Source organism: Microcoleus sp. S13_C3, assembly GCF_036700905.1.
Lineage (GTDB): Bacteria > Cyanobacteriota > Cyanobacteriia > Cyanobacteriales > Microcoleaceae > Microcoleus.
The window spans coordinates 1-20,311 of the sequence record NZ_JAUBPT010000001.1; the positions used below are offsets into that span (position 1 = coordinate 1).

A 20,311-nucleotide genomic window follows, 5' to 3' on the forward strand; every position below is an offset into this window, starting at 1 on the left:
TAAAGGTTTCATCCTATTTTACCTTTTTTGGTCTACCCCCTTGACAATTTGCACTTTTTCTTAACTTGTCACAAATGAAGTGCGATCGACTCCTGGGTAAAAAGTCGAGGTAATCGTTATACGATCAACTACAATGCCAACAGAATCATTGGTATTACTCTGCGTCGCCGCGCATCCAAAGCAACTTCAACATCTCGCCTGAGAATCGTCCTCCAGCGCAGCGCCCAATTACCTCCCGGATACTTTATTCTCACAGCCTATCCCCAATGATCAATCAATTTCCTCATTTAACCCAATTTTTCAGTTCCTACTTTCACCAAGACTGGCCGTTAGAAGCTGACACTCCCAGCGATGTAGTGAACAACTACCGCACCAGCGAACCGCCCGCAAGTGTTGAAGCTGCATCGCAAGAGCTCAGCAAACTGCTAGAAATGCCGATCGCCCCAGCCGATTTAGAAGCATTTATCCTCGATGAATTAGGGTGTTACTACGACCCCCAATCCGAAAATCAAACAGTCCGAGAGTGGTTGGAATCGGTGCAAAAATCTTTGAATAATCCCAGCTAAACTCTACTGACATCAGCTACCGCGTGATCGATAAGCCCGTAGGGGCGGGTTCACCACTAGCCTCAAAAAGTACAGATAGGTTAAATAAACCCGCCCCCACCCCGCGATTTCTCTTCAAATCAAGCTCACTTGCTAACCGTCAATAAGTAGCCTTCGTGGACGTTAAAATTCGGGATAACATAAGCCAAGCTGCCGCTACCCACCGAAAAACTTTCTTCTTTAACGGTGACAAGCTTTGGCACTGATCCTTCTTGATTGTTGGGAATTTTTTCTAATTTTAGAGTGATTTTCTGACCTCTTTGAATACCTAGCTGCTCCAAATTGCCGAGGGTTAATGTTACCGTTGTTGCTGAGGAAAAATTGGGGTCGAAATAACCTAAAAGTATCTGTGCTTTACCTTCAGGATTTGACTTGCTGGCTAAAGCGACAAGGCGATTGTTATTTGACCAACTCCGCACCCGCGAATTAACTCCGTCAGCATAAGCTTTGTAAGCCCACCAAGCTGCTCTTGGCTCAAAAGTATTAGGCATGACCATCCCACTCAGCGTATTGTTGAAGCAATTGCTAACTTTATTTGGCCCTTGAGTCTCCCAACAAGCTCTGCAAGCACCGTCAGCTTTTGCATACTCTAAGTTATACAAATAACCTAAGATTTCCCCTGGCTGGTACTGCGCTAAGTTCCCGACAATTTCGTTGACGTAAATTTTTTGCAAGTTCAGTTCCTTGTAAGAGGGACTTTGCTGAAAATTACGTTTAGCATCGATGACATGATCGTCAACAAATAAAATCATCGTGTCGTTGAGTTCGTGCCAAGCTAGGAAATTTACTTCCAGTTTGTTCGCTTTGCAGTAATCCAAAAAAGCGGCGATATATTCTTTGTTGTAGTTGGTAATGCTCGGCCCGCCAATCAGGGCTGACGGCCCCAATTCTTCCCGCAAAATTTTGTAAGCCCTTTTGTAGGTTTCAAAGAATTGTTCTCTGCTGCCGTTCCAAAAGGGATTTTTTAAATCGGGTTCGTTCCACACATCCCAAATAATTTTTTTGCCTTTATTTTGCTGAGCTAATTGCCGCACGAATGCTTCCCACGCGGGGTAGTTTTGATAGGGCCAGCCTTTGGGATTGCTGCCGTAACCCCACAAGTCGCTGACTAAGAGTTGAAACTCGGCTCCGCTGGCGATTACTCGATCGTAAATATCGAGTCTCCCGGCCCGCCAAAGTTTGGGCTGCAAGGGTTTGATAGAACTATCCGGCGGTTTTGCGGTGTCGATTCCGTGCAGGATGCCGCTCATGGAAATTGTACCGGTGGCTGGCTGTCCAAAATCTACTGTAACGTTCGATCGCAGTTGGGCGATCGCTCTTGGCTGTCCCAAATAGGCTATTAACAAAACAGTGACAATAGCTAAACAAATTGGCAGCAGTTTATTAATAGGTGGGAACTTGAATGTAAATTGCATCTCTTTTCTTTTCTCCCTTCGGCGAAGGCGGACTTTGTATGTGTAGTAGCGATTTCACTCGCCGATTTGCTTTGCAAGCGAGGCAGAGCCTCAGAACCAGTTAAACATTAGTAGATTCCTAGTGAGGAGTTTAGTCCTCTCTTTAATCAATCAGAACTAAACTCCTTACTACCAACTTACCAATAAGAATTTTAACGCACCGAGGAAAACACTTCAAAACCCTGTATTGATTCTATCACTTGTTGCCACGCTCCGGAGTTTATCAGCTCGTTGATATCGAAATTAACTCGTTTTTCCGCAGCGAAACTACCAAAATTTTGCACCCACTGAAAGATAGTTTCTGTGGTCAAATAAGGTGTGCAGGCCCAAGCAGATTGCAAATTGTTCACCATCTCGGACATATCTCCCCGATCGTAAGCCTCCCAAGCTTTCCACACTAAATAATAGTATTTCAGCAGGCTATCCACTTGCTGTACCTGCTTTTGAAGTTTCGGACTAATAGAGAAACTGTCGATCTCATCGTCACTTACAAATGCCTGTTCAATTATTTCTCCATATTCCCGAAGCATCCGTTCTTCTTTGAATAGTTCTTGGGCTCGCGCTTTGCACGCTTGTCCTGCAAGTCTACGCGATTCGGGATTTTCTGCCCATATTTCCAGCGTTTCTACTAACTCTTTTACTGTTCCTTCTGGGTCGATTGTAGGATCGGGGAGCAACTTTCCTGTATCTCCCAATTCTTCAGGAATCCCGCTGACTGCTGTGGCAATTACGGGCAATCCTTTCGCCATTGCTTCCATAATTGCTAGCGGCATTCCTTCTGATTGGGAAGATAAAATAAAGATGTCGCTGGCGTCGAGCCAATCAGCAATATCCCAGCGCTGTCCTAAGAATTTAACCTGTTCTTCTACTCCCAATTGGCTCACAGTTGCTCTTAATTCAGGTTCCCTATTGTCGTGAGTTGTAGACCCAGGCCCGGCCCAAACAAAGTAAAGTTGGGGCCAAATTGGACGATTTTTCAATTGGGCGATCGCCTGCAATTGATACTGATATCCTTTAATTGGAGTCAATCTCGCCGCCGTAAAACAAACGATAGCATTTTCCGGGATTCCTTGTTCTTGACGCAGGCGTTGGCGAGTGGAAAGATTCGGCTGCTCAAAATAACTGTTCGGTCTCCCATAATAAATAACTTTGCCTCGTTTTAGAGGCACTTTAAAAATTCTTTTGAACAAGTTTAAATTTTCCTGGGACACTGCTACTACTGCTTTGGCTAAACCGTACTGATAGGAGACAGCCTCCAAATAGGGAATTTGATCGCCCCGATCGAAAGTTTCATAATTGCGATCGATATAACCGAGAGTAACTATGTACGGTATATTCTGCTTAATAGCAACTTGTTTGGCCGCAAAATTGGCCATCGGCGAGCCGTCGCTAAATATAATTAAATCGGGTTGAGCCTGCGCGTAAATGTTTTCAGCATCGCCTAAATTGTAAGCACCTCGCAAAAACTCTTTTACTGTGTCAAAATCCAGCCAAATATGTTCTATACCTAACTGTTTTTGTTCGGTAATTAAAGGGTGAGAAGCTTTAGTTTGAACGCTAATAACTTGGTAGCCTTCGGCTACTAATTTACACATCAGCGAGTGGTTGAACTGAGCTAAGCCTCCCACTCCGTGGTCTTCTGCGTACAGTAGTATGCGGGCTTTTTGCGGTTGGGAAATCGAAATATGTGCAGGTTGAAACTGAGGAGTATTGTTAGCAGCAACCACTACGATATCTTGCCATTCTTTTAAATTGGTTAAGGCATAAGTATCAAAGTCGAACCCGTATTCTTGCGAAACACCCCTAAAAGTTTCTAACCATCTAAATACTGTTTCCGTACCTGTAAAAGGAGTGTAATGAAGAGATTTCTCCAAACACTCGACCATCTCTGCCAAATATCCATCACGGTACATCCGCCACGCTAGCCATACTAAACACCTGTAACGTTCCTCGCCTTTCAAGTCGCGGATGTACTGAGGTAAGTCTAGCCGCGCGAAAAATTGCTCCATCACAATTTCCATATTTTTCATTAGTTTGGAGCCGCTGGACATGAGATTACTGTCGTGCTGGCGATAGCAGGTTAATATCTCTTTTAACCAAACTGACTTGCAGCCTTTTAAAGCTAAACGTAGAACAAAATCTAAATCTTCGGTTGGCGGCAAGCGATGATCGAAACCCCCCAAGCGTTCCCACCACTCTCGCCGCAGCATCATGGCGCTGGGACGCGCTGATTTGTACAAAACAAAAGTTTCTAAATCTAATTTTGGTGATTCTTCCCAAGGCTTTACTCCATAGATGCCTTCGTCGTTTTTGCCAACGATCAGCCAACCTGTTTGCACCAAATCTAATGTGGGGTCAGCGTCAAAGCAAGCTACTTGTTTTTCTAGTTTTTCTGCTAAGAAGAAGTCGTCAGAATCTAAAAAAGCTAAAAATTCCCCTTTTGCTAATTTGCAAGCATTATTTCGAGCAATTGCTGATCCTTGGTTATCTTGATAGATGTATTGAATAAAATCGAGGTAAGGTGCTAAAACTTGGCGAGTGTTGTCAGTTGAACCGTCATCTACGACGATAATTTCCCAGTTTTCATAACTCTGACTGAGAACGCTCTCTACGGCTTTGAGAATGTAGCGCTCGCAGTTATAAGTCGGGATAATGACACTGACGCGTACTTTTTTGGGAGTGAGGATACTAGCTATTAACTGTTTCCATTCTGGTAATTTTCCCATAGCAATGGCATCGATTTGGCAGCCGTAGGTCTTAGCAATTCCGGTGATGCGCTTTACCCAATCTGCTATAGTTGCTGTCCGGGAGTACGGGGTATAATCCAAAGATTTTTGCAAATAGTCAGTCATTTCTGCCGGATAGCCACTGTAGTACAGTTGCCACGCCATCCATGTCAGAGCCTCATAAAAAGCAAGCTTTTCTAATTGGCGTATTTCCTCGGGTAAGTCGGCTCTACTGAAGAAATTTTGCTTGAACTTAATACAAAGGTTGGCCTGTTTTATCGCTCTCTGGATGGACACATTTTGCCCGTGCTGGCGGTAGCATACTGTTACTTGAGGCAACCAAACAGCTTCGCACCCAGATAGTGATAAACGCACAATTAAGTCGGCATCATCTACTGAATCATACTGAGAATCAAAGCCACCGACTCGTTCCAGCCACTGCCGCGAAAACATCATGGCGCTGGGAAGTAGGGGCAGATAAACAATCCAGGTTTTTAAATCTAGCTGAGGAAAGTATTCCCAGGATTTTATATCGCAAATACTTTCGCCTTGCTCTTGAACAATTCGCCAGCCACTATTAACAATCCCTAGTGATGGCTGAGCGTCAAATAACGCAACTTGTCCAGCTAACTTATCGGACAAGAAAAAGTCATCTTGATCTAAAAAAGCAATTAATTCACCTCGGGATTCCTGAATTCCTCGGTTGCGGGCGGCAGCTACTCCTTGGTTTTCCTGATAAACATAGCGAATTTTGTCAAAGTAAGGCTGCAATGCTTGGCGGGTGTCGTCGGTTGAGCCGTCGTCTACGACGATAATTTCCCAGTTTTTATAGGTTTGGCTGATGACGCTTTCTACCGCTTGCGCGATGTAGCGAGATCCATTATATGCTGGAATAATTACACTTACTCGCGGTGTCGGATTTGCCATTGACATGAGTTTTATCGGTGATAAGGAAGGGTTCGGCAACGGATTCTGAAACGGATGTAACGGAGGTAACGGAGGTCAGGCAGAAGGCAGAAGACAGATGCAATTCTACTGCTGACAGCAATCCGAATTTGAAAGGTAAATCTGGTCTTTTAGCGTGCATAAAATACAGATTCAATCCCCTGTACTTCCTCGACTAATTGTTGCCATTCGGCTGAATTAATTAGAGAATATGTATCTAAATTATGCCCTTTAGCTGACGAAAAATTACCAAAAAATTCTATCCAGTTTAACAGCGTTTCTGTACTCAAAAAAGGCGTACACAGCAAAGATTCTTGAAGCCACTTCTGCATCCCGATGAGATCTTCTTGACAGTAAGCGTGCCACGCCTTCCACACTAAAAAGCTATAGCGCACCCGGCTTTCTACCTTCGCCATCCACTCCTGCACCTGTTTTTGAGTAACAAATTGATCTTTTTCGCAATCGGAAAGTAAAGCTTTTTCGATCGCCTCAATCGACTCTGCCAACATCCGTTCCTCTTTAAACAGTTTCTCGGCCCGCTGCTTGCAAGCTTGACCGATTTGATGCCGCAATTCTGGATTCATCGCCCAAGCTTCTACAGTTTCCGCCAATTCTCTCGCTGTTCCCTCCGGATCGGTATTCGGATCGGGCAACAACTTCCCAGTATCGCCGAGTCCTTCTGGAATCCCGCCCGCTGCCGAAGCAACTACGGGCAATCCTTTAGCCATCGCTTCGATGACTGCAAGAGAAGGCGCTGCCTCTGCTAGAGAAGTCAAAATGAATATGTCGCTAGCATCCAGCCAATCTAGGATATCCCAGCGCTGTCCGATCGACTTCACGCGATCACTCAGCCCTAACTCTTTAATAGTTTCCCTCAATTCTATTTCTACATTGTCAGCGCTTCCCTCACCAGTTCCTGCCCACACAAAATACAGTTTAGACCACACAGGAGACTGCTGCAACTGCTTGATTGCTTCGATCTGATATCGATGCCCTTTAATCGCTGCCAATCGAGCAGATGTGAAACAGACAATCCCATCTTCAGGAATTTTTATTTCTTGTCGCAGGCGTTGACGAGCCGCAGCATTAGGAGGTGCAAAATATTCAGGAGAACGCCCCAAGTAAATCACTTGTCCTCGCTCTTTTGGCAACTTGAAATGTTGGCACAATAAATTCAAATGTTCGTAAGCCAAAACAATCACGGCTCTAGCTTGCAGACAGTGGTATAGCACTCCTTGTGCATAAGGCACTACATCCCCGCCGGCAAAAATTGCGTGTTCTGGCATAACTAACCCGATCAGCATAATGTATGGTATTCCCATTTGAATAACTACCTGTTTAGCTGCAAAATTGGCAAATGGCCAACCATCGCTAAAAATAATTAGATCCGGTTTATTACTAGCAAAAATCTCTTGTGCATCCTGAGTATTCCTTAACACCCGCTGGAAATCTTTATGGCTGCTAAAATCCAGCCACAAGTGCTCTATACCTAACTCTCGTTCTCGCTCAACCAAGGGGCTAGAATGTTTGGTTTGCAAGCAAGTGACTCGATAGCCTAATAGGGCTAACTTACAGAGAAGGGCATGATTGTACTGTGCTAATCCTCCCACGCCCGGATCGTCCGTGTTGTAGAGTAGAATGTGTGATTCCCTACGGCATAGCTTCGCTTCACGCGCTGGTGAAGGTGTGGGAATAGAACTCTGTTGAGATTGGGGTGGATTAGTCATCACCATCAAAATTATCTCTTGCCATTGGGCTAACTTACTCAGCGAATAAGCATCAAAATTTTCACCGTATTCTTCAGAAGCTCTCCTAAAAGTGTCCACCCAATTCAAGACTGTTTTTGTGGGCGAAAAAGGCGTATATTGCAATGATTTTTCCAAACACTGGGCCATCTCTGCTAGATGACCGTCGCGGTACATCCGCCATGCCAGCCACTGGAAGGATAGATAGTGTTCCTGGTTTTTTAACTGGCGGATTGACTCAGGCAAATCAGGTCTATTGAAGAATTCTTTCATCAAAATTTCTGTATTCTTCATTAGCGGCAAACCGCTTGACATGATATTAGAATTGTGCTGGCGATAACAGGTAAGAATCTCTTCTAACCAAACTGCTTTGTACCCCTTTAAAGTCAAACGCAAGGCAAAATCTAAATCTTCGCCTAGCGAAAAGTGAGAATCGAAACCACCCAAATCTTCCCAGCACTTGCGGCGCAGCATCATCGCACTAGGACGCACGCATTTAAATATAATAAAGCTTTCTAAATCTAATTTAGGCGCTTGCTGCCAAGGCTTCATTTCAGAAATATCTTTCCCTGTTTCATCGACCATCAGCCAACCTGTTTGCACCATATCTAAGGTGGGGTCATCGTCAAAGCAAGCTAGTTGTTTCTCTAGCTTGGATGGTAGGAAATAGTCATCGGCATCTAGAAATGCTAAAAACTCCCCTTGCGCTAGTTGGCAAGCAATATTTCTGGCGGCTGCTACTCCTTGATTTTCCTGATATATGTAGCGAATTCTGTCCAAATAAGGCTGCAATACTTGCTGCGTGCGATCGCTAGAACCGTCATCTACAACAATAATCTCCAAATCAGTAAAAGTTTGGGACAGCGCGCTCTCCACCGCTTGTACGATGTAGCGAGATCCATTATATACAGGTATAATTACGCTTACTTGCGGTGTTCGAGTAGGTGTTGACATTATTTAGCTCGCTGTTAACCTATGATTATCTAGTTTAGATTAATGTGGCGGACATTCAGCATTATTCTGTGTCCGGTATATCTACTTACCAAAACTTGAACTTTGGCAAAGTGTAGCATATAATTTTACATGGAATGATTACTCAAAAGGAAAATAAAAAATGAATTCAGAAACAGTGCAAGTGAATTTCCAGCAGCAGGCAGAAATTTATTTGGCTACAGGGAACTTCGATCGGGCGATCGCACTTTGCCAACAAGTTTTGGCATCTGAACCCAATTCAGCAGAGACTTGCAAGACCTTGGGAAAGGCGCTGCAAGCTCAGGGTAAACTAGAAGACGCAAGGTATTGGTATAAAGTTGCGATCGCCCTGCAACCCGATTTTGCCGAAGCTTTTGCTAACCTCGGCACTGTCTGCGCTACTTTGGAACAGTGGCAAGAGGCGATCGCCTGTTACCAAAAAGCCATCTCCCTGCAACCAAACTTTGCAGGATTTTACCGTAATTTGAGCCGGATATTTACCCAAGTCGGTCAAGCTGAAGAAGCAGCAGACTGTTGGTATCAAGCACTCATGGTGGAACCGATAGAGATAGCGGAAGAATATCTCGATTTAGGTAATACTTTGTTGGCGCAAAACAAGCCCGAAAAAGCACTGACTTGTTACCATCGCACGATTTATTTAAACCCGAGTTTTTGCGAAGCTTACTGCCAATTGGCAGAAGCTGCTAGCGAGCTAAAGCAGTGGGACGAAGCTATTATTCACTACCGCAAAGCGATTCAACTCCAGCCGGAGATTTCGGAGTTTCATTACAAATTAGGCAATGTTTTGCAAGCTAAGGAACTCTGGCGCGAAGCGGAGGCTGCCTACCGAAAAAGTATTGATTTAAATCCCAATTCTTTTTTATCATACTACAACTTAGGCAGCGTGCTGCTCAATTTAGAAAAATGGCAAGAAGCTGCGATCGCCTACCGCACGGCTGTTGAAATTAACCCGGATTATTCTTGGTCTTACTACAGCATCGGTGCAGCTTGCGATCGATTAGAAGAATGGTCTGAATCCGCCGCAGCTTACCAGCGCGCTACTGAAGTAGACCAGAATTTTTTCGCTGCTTTTCACAAGTTAGGAGATGCTCTTTTTAAACTAGAAAAGTGGTCAGAAGCTGAGGCTGCATACGAACGGGCGATCGCACTAAATGCGGATTTATTTTGGTCTCATTATAACTTAGCTTTGACTTTAGTTAAACTTCAAAAGTTTGAAGCCGCAGCACTCGCTTATCGGCGGGCGATCGCACTCAATCCAGAATTCTCTTGGACTTACCACAATTTAGGAGCAGCGCTGTTAAAAACCCAACAGTGGAAAGCCGCAGCTACCGTTTACCAACGTGCTATTGAACTTAATCCCACTATTTCTTGGTCTTATTACAATTTAGGCGATGCTTTGAGTGGAAGTCACGCATGGAACGATGCTATTTCCGCCTACCTTTGTGCGATTCAAATCGAGCCGTCTCTACCGGGAATTTACCTAAAGTTAGGTGAGGCTCTAATTAAAAGAACTCCGGTAGATACAGATGTAGCAACTAGCTACTATCACCACCAAATGCAGCCGCAGCACGCTCCTGAATTTTACTGCGAAATAGCCCAAAAGTTTGCTGAGATCGATCGGCTTAACGAAGCCATAATGTTGTACTTGATGGCATTAGAAATTAGACCCAAAGATCCAGAAACATCCAAAAAATTAGAGGAAATTTTAGAAAAACAGCGTCAAACAGGACAATCTACTCTATTATTAGAGTTAGAGGCTAAGGATATTCGCGATCGCTATATCGCCCGAGTCGCCAAAGGCAAGACTTTTGCAGAAGTCGGTGGCTTGTGGGGAACTGTCAACGAAAAAGTATCTGTAGCTAGCAAATACGGTGCTGTTTCTCTGACAATGATTGATGCCATGCCGGCCTCCCTCCAGTGGTGGCAAGATTTTCACGATCGCATGACAAGTTTAAATCTTGCTAATTATCACTGTATCAATCAAGATATCACTCAGATTCAGCTTGCAGACATTGGCGAGCCTTACGATGTAGTTCACTGTGCAGGAGTTTTGTACCATCACCCCCATCCGTTGCAAATTTTAACGAGTTTGCGTCAAATAACTGGGGAGTATTTAATCTTAACTTCAGCTATTACTCAAGAAGTTATAGAAAACGAGCGGGGTCGCTACGAAATTCCAGCTTCTGGGGTAATCTTCATTCCCGCTTTAGGCGAAGCAGAACGAGCTATCTTAACAGCTTACTGGCAGCAGCACACCGACGGTGCACCCATTTTAGGAGTAATTCAGAAAGCAGTTTTTGACATCAACGACTTTGGGCCTTGGTGGTGGCTACCTACAGCTACTGCTTTAGAAGCTATGTGCGAAGTCGCGGGATTTAAGGTTTTAGATAAAGGATTGACTTGGAACAATAATGCTCTGACTCTGCTGCTGGGGGTTTGAGGATTGGTAAACGAACAATAACAGGACTTGCTTGTACACAAACGGCTAAACACCCGGTTTATGAGCGGATTCCTCGTTTTCTTTCCCCAATATTCCTACTAGAAACCGGGTGTTTTCCGTAAGTCCTAAATAAAATAGCTGCCAACATTTTTTGTGAAGAAAACAGGAACTGGGAAATAATCAATGAACAATCACCAACCAGGGACGCCGTTAGGAAACATTTTAGTAGTAGACGATACACCAGAAAACCTGCGTCTGTTGTCTACAATGTTGACTCAGAGGGGGTACACCCCACGCTGCGTGATTAACGGAAAAATGGCTTTGAGAGCCTGCAATTCTAATCCACCAGATTTGATTTTGCTCGACATAATGATGCCGGAAATGAACGGCTACGAAGTCTGTCAGCACTTGAAACTAGAAGCAAAAACTCGCGAAATCCCGGTAATTTTTATCAGCGCTAAAGATGAAGTATTTGACAAAGTAAACGCATTTACTGTGGGAGCTGTTGACTATATCAGCAAGCCATTTCAGTTTGAAGAAGTGCTCGCCCGCATCGAAAGTCACCTCAGCCTGCGGAATTTACAAAAGCAGCTAAAAGAACAAAATGTGCTGCTGCAAGAAGAAATCACGAGCCGCTTAGCAGTCGAAAAAACGCTTCAGGAAAAAAACCAAATCTTGCAACAAGAAATCAGCACCCGCCGCGCTGTTGAAAAAGCTCTGCAAGAGCAAAACTTGGTACTCCAACAAGAGATATCCCACCGCCAGCGTGCCGAATCTGCTCTATTAAAATCTAACCAAGAATTAGCGCGTTCAAATGCAGAACTCGAACAATTTGCTTATGTGGCTTCTCATGACTTGCAAGCGCCTTTAGCAACCATTGCCAGTTACGCTCAACTTTTAGAAAAACGCTACAAAGACCAACTCGACAGCCAAGGTAGTAAGTTTATCGGCAATATCGTTCATGGCTGCACCAGAATGCAAACTTTAATTGACGATTTACTCGAATATTCGCGCGTTGGCAAGAGCCCGAAACCTTTTCAACTGACAGATTGCAATCATGCAGTCGAGCAAGCACTCGCGCACCTGCAAGGGGCGATCCGCGAGACTAAAGCCGTTGTCACCTACAGCGAATTGCCCGCAGTAATGGGGGATATTTCTCAACTCGTACAGCTATTTCAAAATCTAGTCAGCAATGCGATTAAATATCGCCACGATGAACCGCCTGTGGTTCATATTACCGCTTGCAAACAGGAGGAAAACTGGTTAATTTCTGTCTCCGATAATGGAATTGGGATTGCTCCCCAGCATCAAAAACGTATCTTTCAAATTTTCCAGCGCTTGCACACTCAAAGAGAATATCCTGGGACAGGTATTGGTTTAGCAATTTGTCAAAAAATTGTGGAACTTCACGGCGGATGTATCTGGGTGGAATCGGAACCGGAGCAAGGTTCAACTTTTTACTTTACTCTCGCTTAATTGAGGTCTAATTTCGCCAAAAGGTATCAGCTATAATGTAGGAAAAATTAATTACTTTCTCTCTTATAAATCCTAACCGAGATGAGATAATCTCGAAGTTAATAATATTTAATAGGGGAGATGAAAACATTGAATAATTGGGAATAAGTGTGAGTATTGGGGTGGGGAGAGGGGCTACAGTTGCATTCCTTTTTTTAGTGGTATAAATTACCAGTTATAATAAAAATTATTGTCCGTTGACAGGCGAGTTGGTGCGTGATATAATTAAAATTATTAAACATAATTTTTGTAACGCTTGCTTACCCTCCCCAATCTGACGATCGATGTATGTGTATGGGCAATTGAATGACTGCCCTGAAAATAAAAGGTAAAATTCAAGTTAGTTTAATATTTTCTGGGTCAATAAATATTATGAAAGCAGTTTTTAACTTAGCTTTGCCTCCTATCTGCTTTAAAGTTCTGTTAGTAGAAGACAACCATCACGAAGCTGATCTGATTGAAGATTTGCTGTCAGAAATTGGCGGCGCGCAGCGTATAGTGCTAACGAAAGTAGAGCGCCTCAGCGAAGCGCAGCAGCGATTGAATGAAGAAACTTTTGACATAATTTTATTAGACCTTTCACTGCCAGATAGTCTGGGAATCGAGACGGTGGCTCGGGTACAAGAGTACGGGGTAAATGTGCCGATCGTAGTTCTGACCGCCCAAAACGACGAAGAACTTGCCCTGCGGTTGATTTCGGTGGGCGTACAGGATTATTTGGTAAAAAGAAAAATCGACAGCGAACTGTTAATTCGATCGCTCCGTTACGCCATAGAACGCCAGAACAGTCAAGATGCTTTGCGAAAAAGTGAAGAAAAATATCGCTCGGTGGTGGCAAATTCCCTGATCGGCATTGCCATCATCGCTCCAATTATTGACAGCGAAATTCCTCTCAATGGCCACTGGATAGAAGTTAACGATGCCCTGTGCAATTTGCTGGGCTATGAGCGCTACGAACTCGTGCAAAAGAATTGGCTAGAGTTGACTCATCCAGAGGATTTGGAGGCTAATTGTGAAAATTTTTCTCAGATGTTAGCAGGTAGGCTCGACGGTTACATCTTAGACAAAAGGTGGCTCAGAAAAAACGGCGAAATAGTTCACACGCGAGTTTCCCTGCGCTGCATCCGCCGCCAGGACGGGTCTATCGACCGGATCATCGAAGTAGTGTTGGACGTGAGCGATCGCTACCGATACGAAGCAAAACTGAAAGCGTCAGAAGAATTTTTAAACCACACCATAAATGCTACGCCCGACCCAATTTTTGTCAAAGACGAGCAACACCGCTGGATGATATTAAATGATGCTTTTTGTCAGTTGGTCGGCCAATCGCGGCAAGAACTGATCGGCAAATCAGATGATGACTTTTTCCCAAAATCAGAATCTGCTGGGTTTTGGACAAAAGATGAAGAAGTATTGACAACGGGTGTCTGCTTGGAAACCGAAGAAAAATTCACAGACTCTGCCGGGAAAGAACACATAATTTCTACAAAAAAAAGCGTCTTCAAGATAGCAGACGGCAGTAAAGTAATAGTGGGTACAATTAGAGATTTTACCGAATACAGACAGCAACAAAAAGCTCTGGAACAAAGCGAAGCTCGCTTTCAAAAATTGGTAGCTAACCTGCCAGGAATAATTTATCAATTACGAATGTCAGCAACGGGAAAAATATCTTTCCCCTACATCTCTTCAGGCAGCCGGCAACTCTACGAATTAGAGGCCGAAGCAATCGAGCAAAATGCGGAACTGATTTCCAATGGAATTCACCCAGACGACTTCTTAGATTTAAAATCATCGATCGCAATTTCAGCCACTACGCTGGAACCTTGGCAGCAGCAGTGGCGGCAGACTCTGCCATCTGGAAAAGTTAAGTGGCTGCAAGGAGCTGCGAGACCAGAACGGCTCAAGAATGAAAGCAAATCTGGCAGCGAAGGCGATATTCTCTGGGACGGTTTAGTGATGGATATCACTGAATTAAAGCAGGCACAAACAGAGCGCGATCGTTTTTTTACCATCTCCTTAGACTTGCTTTGCATTGTAGGTTTTGACGGCCATTTTAAACGTTTAAACCCAGCTTGGTCTACAGCTTTAGGCTACAGTATTAGTGAATTGTGTGCCAAGCCAATGATCGATTTTGTTCATCCAGACGATCGAGAAGCCACCGCAGCCGAAGCGGCAAAACTAATAGCCGGTACGTCCAGTATCTCCTTTGAAAACCGCTACATCTGCAAAGACGGTTCTTACAAATACTTCCTGTGGACGGCATCGCCATTTAGCGAAGAAGGTTTAATCTACTCAGTCGGTCACGACATTACCTCTCGTAAACAAGCAGAGTCCCAACTCCAGCGACAAGCTGTAGCAATGGCCGCTGCGTATGACGGAATAGCCATTTTTAATAATAATAAAGAATGTATTTACTCCAACGACGCTTATCTCAAAATGTACGGCTTGGCTAGCCCTAGCGAACTGTATGGAAAGAAATGGCAAATGCTCTACAGCAAAGCAGAAAATTTATTTCTTGAAGTACAAATAATGCCGATGATCCTGCAAAAAGGGTACTGCAATATAGAAGCGATTGGTCAACGCCGGGACGGTACTAAGTTCCCGCAAGAATTGTCGCTCACAATGCTGGCAGGTGGCGAAATCATTTCTATAGTCCGCGATATAACTAATAGAAAACAGGTAGAATCAGCCCTGCGAGCGAGCCAGCGCCGCTACCAAACTTTAGCAGAAGCATCGCCAGTTTGCATATTTCACACCGACACTTTGGGAAATTGCCTTTATGTGAATCAACGGTGGAGTGAAATTACGGGATTAAACGCAGAATTAGCAGCAGAAATTGGCTGGATGAATGCCATACATCCCGATGATGTCGAGCGGGTGAAAAATGAATGGCATCGAGCAATTAGTGAGAAAATTCCTTTTAAATCAGAATACCGCTTTCAGCGTCCAGACGGTCGGGTAATTTGGGTGATCGGTCAGGCAATTGCAGAAATCGGAGACAAGCAGGAAATTAAAGGCTATATCGGCACTATTACTGATATTAGCGATCGCAAACAAGCAGAATTAGATTTGCTGCGAGTTACTCAAGCGGTGGAAAGCACCAGCGATGCGATCGGCATTGCTGACTTGACAGGGCGATCGCTATACCACAATCAAGCCTTTGTTCAACAGTACGGCTACACCGCAGAAGAACTAAACACAGCAGGCGGATTAACAGCAATTTACCCCCAAACTAAAGTGCTGCTAGAAATGTTTAAAACGATCCGTAAAGGCAAATCTTGGCAAGGCGAACTCAAAATCAACACTAAAAACAACAAACTGGTAACAACTTTATTTCGCGCCGACGGCATTAAAGATGAAACTGGTCATTTAATCGGGTTAGTGGGAGTAATTACCGACATCACCGAACGCAAACAAGCGGAGATGGCACTGCAGCAGCAATTAAGGCGAGAACGGCTGGTAGTTGCCATGCTAGATCGCATTCGCTCCTCCCTAAATTTAGAAGAAGTCCTGACAACTGCTGTCGAACAAGTGCGGCAATTTTTGCAAACAGACCGCACAGTTATTTACCGATTCAATCCCGACTGGAGCGGTATTGTAGTTGTCGAATCTGTAGCAAAAGATATAAGTTTGCTGCAAAACTTTGACAATTTCGATCCGTGTTTTAGAGATAAATTTGTTGATGTTTACCAGCAAGGCTATATTCGAGCTATAGAAAATATTTACGCGGAAAATATGAGCGAATGTCACATTAAATTTCTAGAACAATTTGGAGTTAAAGCTAACTTAATAGTGCCGATTTTACAAGCCAGAGAAAGCATTTCCCAGGTCCAACCGACGGTCGAAAATCAGCTCTGGGGACTCCTGATCGCCCACGATTGCACCGGCCCCCGTTCCTGGGATTCCTCAGAAATAGAATCCCTCCGGCAATTGTGCGTGCAATTGGCGATCGCCATCCAGCAATCGACCCTATTTCAACAAGCACAAACGGAAATTGTCGAGCGCAAACTTGCAGAATCTGCCCTCCAACAAGCTGCATTAGCTGCTGAAAGCGCCAACCGCGCCAAAAGCGAATTTCTTGCCAATATGAGCCACGAACTACGCACGCCTTTAAACGGCGTTTTAGGTTACACTCAAATCCTCAAAACCGACAAAGACTTAAGCTCAGATCACCAAGAAAGTCTCAGCAATATTCAACAGTGCGGTCAACACCTGCTGATGCTAATCGACGATGTTTTAGATCTTTCCAAAATTGAAGCTAGAAAAATGGAGCTCTACCCGGAAGAGTTGAATTTTATAAATTTCACGAAAAACATTGCCGATCTCTTTCAGATGCGAGCCGCTCAAAAAGAAATTTTATTTAATTACGAACAAGTCTCTCCCCTGCCTAGCTGCGTTCGGGTCGATCCCAAAAGATTGCGCCAAATTCTCATAAATTTACTCAGCAATGCCGTCAAATTTACTAACAGTGGCGGTGTGACTTTCAAAGTCGGCTATGTCGGCACAGGGGCCTGGAGTCGAGGCCAAGGAGAAAATTATGAGTTCTCGACTTTGAGTTCGGAACTGAAAGAAAATTATATGCGCTTCGCCCACAATCAGATCGCAGCCAAACACGCTTTAAAAATTCGCTTTCAAGTCGAGGATACTGGCACGGGAATAGAGCGAAGCAAGTTAGAAGAAATATTTTTGCCTTTCCACCAAGTAGGAGGCAATACCTTTGTTGAAGGTACAGGTCTCGGACTCTCGATTAGCCAGAAATTAGCGAAACTAATGGGTACCGAAATTCGCGTTCACAGCACTTTGGGAAAAGGCAGCACTTTTTGGGTAGATATAGAATTGCCAGCAGCTAAACGGTACTTGGAGGTGTCTCCTTTGCAGGAAAAACGCTGGGTTGTCGGTTTTATGGGCAACAAGCGGAAAGTGCTAATCGTGGATGACAATCAAATGAATCGCGATTTGTTGTGCAGGCTGCTGCGGCGTTTGGGATTTGAGGTTGCAGAGGCCCAAAACGGGCAAGAATGCCTCTGCAAAACAGTTGAATTTCAACCGGATGTGATTTTAATGGACTTGCGGATGCCTGTAATGGATGGCTTAGAAACTGCAAGAAAACTGCGGCAGTTGCCGGAAGTAAAAGATGTTGTGTTAATCGCTATGTCAGCTAGCGTTTTCGAGGCTACGCAGCAAGATAGCCTCCGCGCAGGGTACGATGCTTTTCTTCCCAAACCGATCGAAGCAAATCACTTTTTGGAACAGTTGCGCCTGCATTTGGGACTACAATGGATTTATGGGGAGTCTTCGGAAAGCAAAAAGCGCAAACCTCCCAGTTTGTCACCAGCCTCTGATTTTCCTGCTTATTCTTCTCTGTTACCTGCGGCTTCGGAGTCAGTAGCAAAACTTTTGAAACTCGCCGCTATGGGCGACATTGAAGAAATTTTTGAGGAGAGTGCTAAGCTGGAGATTTTAGAACCTAATTTACTGCCGTTTGTCTCGAAGCTGCGCCAACTTGCTAAGGGATTTCAGCTCAAACACATTCGGAATACTTTAAAGCAATATATCGATGGTCAGTAGTCAGTGGTCAGTGGTCAGTGGTCAGTGGTCAGTGGTTATTGGTTCCAATGCCCAATGCCCTGTTTGGCCAATGCCCTGTTTGGCCAATGCCCAATACAAGTCTGGTACCTCATCTTTCTGAGAAAGGCTATACTCTTCTACTCTAATATTCTGTTGTTTCACTCTAATAGCCAACCAAATAATTCTCCTACTGTCAGTTGCAATTCTCCGGCAAAAGATGGCATGGGCAATAACTGTTCCGGTGCGTCAAACACCTCGGTTGATTGAGTCGGCCGATATACAAAAACAGATCGCTCCTCTGGATCGATTAACCAACCCATTTGAGTTCCGTGTTTGAGACAATGTAAAATATTTTTAGTAACTTTAGTTTGGCTTTGGTCGGGGGAGAGGATTTCAATTGTCCAATCCGGGGCGATCGCAAACACATTTGCCACGCCACCATTTTCTTTACGGGGAATGCGCTCCCAAGTGAATACCGTCACGTCTGGAACGATCGCTCGACCGCCAAAAATGCACCGTAGTTCTGGAAATGCTCGCGCCACCTTTTGAGGTTTGAGAGTAGCATTAGCAGCACTTATCAACTCGCCTTGAATGACACTATGTTCTCCTTGAGGCATCGGTTTTTGAATTATTGCACCGTCAATGTACTCGCTGGCTGGTTTGGTTTCTGGCAACTTCAGAAACTCTGGGAGTGTCAAAGATTTTGGCAGGCTTTGTACCATCCGATTTAACCTATAAAATAGGAGTTTAATCTGCTATTTTACCAAAAAGTCCCCGACTCGCACGGGTCTACTTACTTCATTTTTTCCGCTATATAGTAGTTCTCAAAAAAGTGAGGTATGCCCAATGCCCCATGCCCCATGCCCGATGCCCAATGCCCGATGCCCAATGCCCGATAATATGAGAGACAGTTTTTGAGAGAGTTGGGATTGAAATTACTTTGCCTCAGTAACGGCCACGGAGAAGACGCGATCGCCCTTCGCATCTTGCAGGAACTGCAACAGCACCCGCATCCGCCAGAATTAGCCGTGTTTCCGCTAGTGGGTGAAGGGCAAGCTTTCGCTCAACTAGAAAACGCCCGCATCATCGGCCCGGTGCAGCGGATGCCTTCGGGCGGCTTTATTTACATGGACAGGAGAGAATTTTTGCGCGATGTCAAAGGCGGGCTGCTTCAGTTGACAATCGCTCAGTTTAAAGCCATCCGCGCTTGGGTGCGAGCCCAAAAACAGTCTGGGAATCAAGACAGCGTTATTTTAGCCTGCGGGGATATTGTACCGCTGCTGTTTGCTTGGCTCAGTGGCGCCCCCTATGCCTTTGTCGGTACTGCCAAGTCGGAGTATTATTTGCGAGACGAGGACGGGCCTCTGGCTCGCAAATCCAGGGCCTTTGGTTGGTGGGGTTGGTCGCGATCGGTTTATTTCCCTTGGGAGCGCTGGTTGATGGCTCGATCGCGCTGTCGAGCCGTTTTTGCCAGGGACGCGCTCACCGCCGAGACTTTACAAAAGCTGGGAATTGCCGCTTACAATCTCGGAAACCCGATGATGGACGGACTCGAACCGGAAAACCCAGCCGGTTTTTACGGCCCTGACGCAGAGTTTCGGGAAATGGAGCGATCGCTCATCATCACCTTACTCCCCGGTTCTAGAGCGCCGGAAGCCTATGCTAATTGGCTGCTAATAGTAGAGGCTGTAGCCGGAATTTTATCCTTGTTTGCCGATCGGAAATTGTTATTTTTCGGAGCCATTTCTCCAGAGTTAAACTTAGAAGCTTTGCGACCTAGTTTAGATTTTTTCGGCTGGCGACAAGACGGCGAAATTAGAACGCAGCGGCGTGAAGGAAGTATTTTGCGACCTCCTGTTTCTAGCCCTCAAGAAATTCGGCAAGAATCTCCTAATTTGCTATTGCCCTTGACATTTGTGCAGAGAAACGCCACGATGATTTTGACTCAGCAAAGTTTTAACGATTGTTTGTACGAAGCCGATTTAGCAATAGCAATGGCCGGAACAGCTACAGAACAATTTGTAGGTTTAGGAAAACCGGCGATCGCCATTCCCGGAAACGGCCCGCAATTTACTCCCGCCTTTGCAGAAGCTCAAAGTCGCCTGTTAGGCCCGTCATTAATTTTAGTCAAACATCCCGCCGAAGTTGCCGGCGCCGTGCAGTCTTTGCTCCGCGACCCCGACAGGTTGCAGCTAATCGCTGAAAATGGCTGGCGGCGCATGGGAGAACCCGGTGCTGCAGCCAGAATTGCCGAGTGTTTAATTCAGCGGTTCGGCGGTGAATCCAGCAATTCTCAATTCCCTCCAATAGACTAGGGAAA

General features: G+C 44.8%; 11 protein-coding genes. 6 read left to right on the forward strand and 5 right to left on the reverse strand.

Going from position 1 to position 20,311, the window contains the following annotated elements; all coding sequences use genetic code 11:
* Positions 1–84 precede the first annotated feature (84 nt).
* On the forward strand, positions 85–270 hold the full coding sequence (locus QUA16_RS00005) for an RNase A-like domain-containing protein (RefSeq protein ID WP_333235745.1): 186 nt from the start codon (positions 85–87) through the stop codon (positions 268–270).
* Positions 267–566, forward strand: a complete 300-nt coding sequence (locus QUA16_RS00010) for a contact-dependent growth inhibition system immunity protein (RefSeq protein ID WP_333103748.1) — start codon at positions 267–269, stop codon at positions 564–566. The genes QUA16_RS00005 and QUA16_RS00010 overlap by 4 nt, the downstream gene beginning before the upstream one ends.
* Positions 567–691: 125 nt before the next feature.
* Here the strand turns inward: QUA16_RS00010 and QUA16_RS00015 are convergent, their stop codons facing one another.
* From QUA16_RS00015 to QUA16_RS00025, 3 genes are all read right to left on the reverse strand, one after another.
* Positions 692–2,020, reverse strand: coding sequence for a GH39 family glycosyl hydrolase (locus tag QUA16_RS00015; protein WP_333103749.1), 1,329 nt, complete (start codon positions 2,018–2,020; stop codon positions 692–694).
* Positions 2,021–2,211: 191 nt separating this feature from the next.
* The gene (locus QUA16_RS00020; protein ID WP_333180955.1) at positions 2,212–5,718 is read right to left on the reverse strand and encodes a glycosyltransferase; all 3,507 of its coding nucleotides are present in this window, start codon (positions 5,716–5,718) and stop codon (positions 2,212–2,214) included.
* A gap of 143 nt (positions 5,719–5,861) precedes the next feature.
* A complete protein-coding gene (locus QUA16_RS00025; protein ID WP_333103751.1) occupies positions 5,862–8,429 on the reverse strand; it encodes a glycosyltransferase in 2,568 nt (855 codons plus the stop codon).
* A gap of 160 nt (positions 8,430–8,589) precedes the next feature.
* Between QUA16_RS00025 and QUA16_RS00030 the strand changes: the two genes are divergently transcribed.
* The 3 genes from QUA16_RS00030 (at position 8,590) to QUA16_RS00040 (ending at position 17,991) form a co-directional block, all read left to right on the forward strand.
* Complete coding sequence (locus tag QUA16_RS00030) at positions 8,590–10,908, forward strand: tetratricopeptide repeat protein (protein WP_333103752.1); 2,319 nt, start codon at positions 8,590–8,592, stop codon at positions 10,906–10,908.
* 183 nt (positions 10,909–11,091) lie between these two features.
* Positions 11,092–12,384: an ATP-binding protein gene (locus QUA16_RS00035; protein ID WP_333103753.1), complete on the forward strand. Its 1,293-nt coding sequence runs from the start codon at positions 11,092–11,094 to the stop codon at positions 12,382–12,384.
* A gap of 411 nt (positions 12,385–12,795) precedes the next feature.
* Positions 12,796–17,991, forward strand: coding sequence for a PAS domain S-box protein (locus QUA16_RS00040; RefSeq protein ID WP_333103754.1), 5,196 nt, complete (start codon positions 12,796–12,798; stop codon positions 17,989–17,991).
* Between the two features lie 21 nt (positions 17,992–18,012).
* Here QUA16_RS00040 and QUA16_RS00045 read toward each other — a convergent pair whose 3' ends face one another.
* The gene (locus QUA16_RS00045; RefSeq protein ID WP_333180956.1) at positions 18,013–18,153 is read right to left on the reverse strand and encodes a hypothetical protein; all 141 of its coding nucleotides are present in this window, start codon (positions 18,151–18,153) and stop codon (positions 18,013–18,015) included.
* Positions 18,150–18,713: a Uma2 family endonuclease gene (locus QUA16_RS00050; RefSeq protein WP_333103755.1), complete on the reverse strand. Its 564-nt coding sequence runs from the start codon at positions 18,711–18,713 to the stop codon at positions 18,150–18,152. Before QUA16_RS00050 ends, QUA16_RS00045 begins: the two co-directional genes overlap by 4 nt.
* A 207-nt stretch (positions 18,714–18,920) precedes the next feature.
* Here QUA16_RS00050 and QUA16_RS00055 point away from each other — a divergent pair, with 207 nt between their 5' ends.
* Positions 18,921–20,306 carry a lipid-A-disaccharide synthase-related protein gene (locus QUA16_RS00055; protein WP_333103756.1) on the forward strand — a complete coding sequence of 462 codons (1,386 nt, stop codon included), beginning with the start codon at positions 18,921–18,923 and terminating at the stop codon, positions 20,304–20,306.
* Positions 20,307–20,311: the final 5 nt, after the last annotated feature.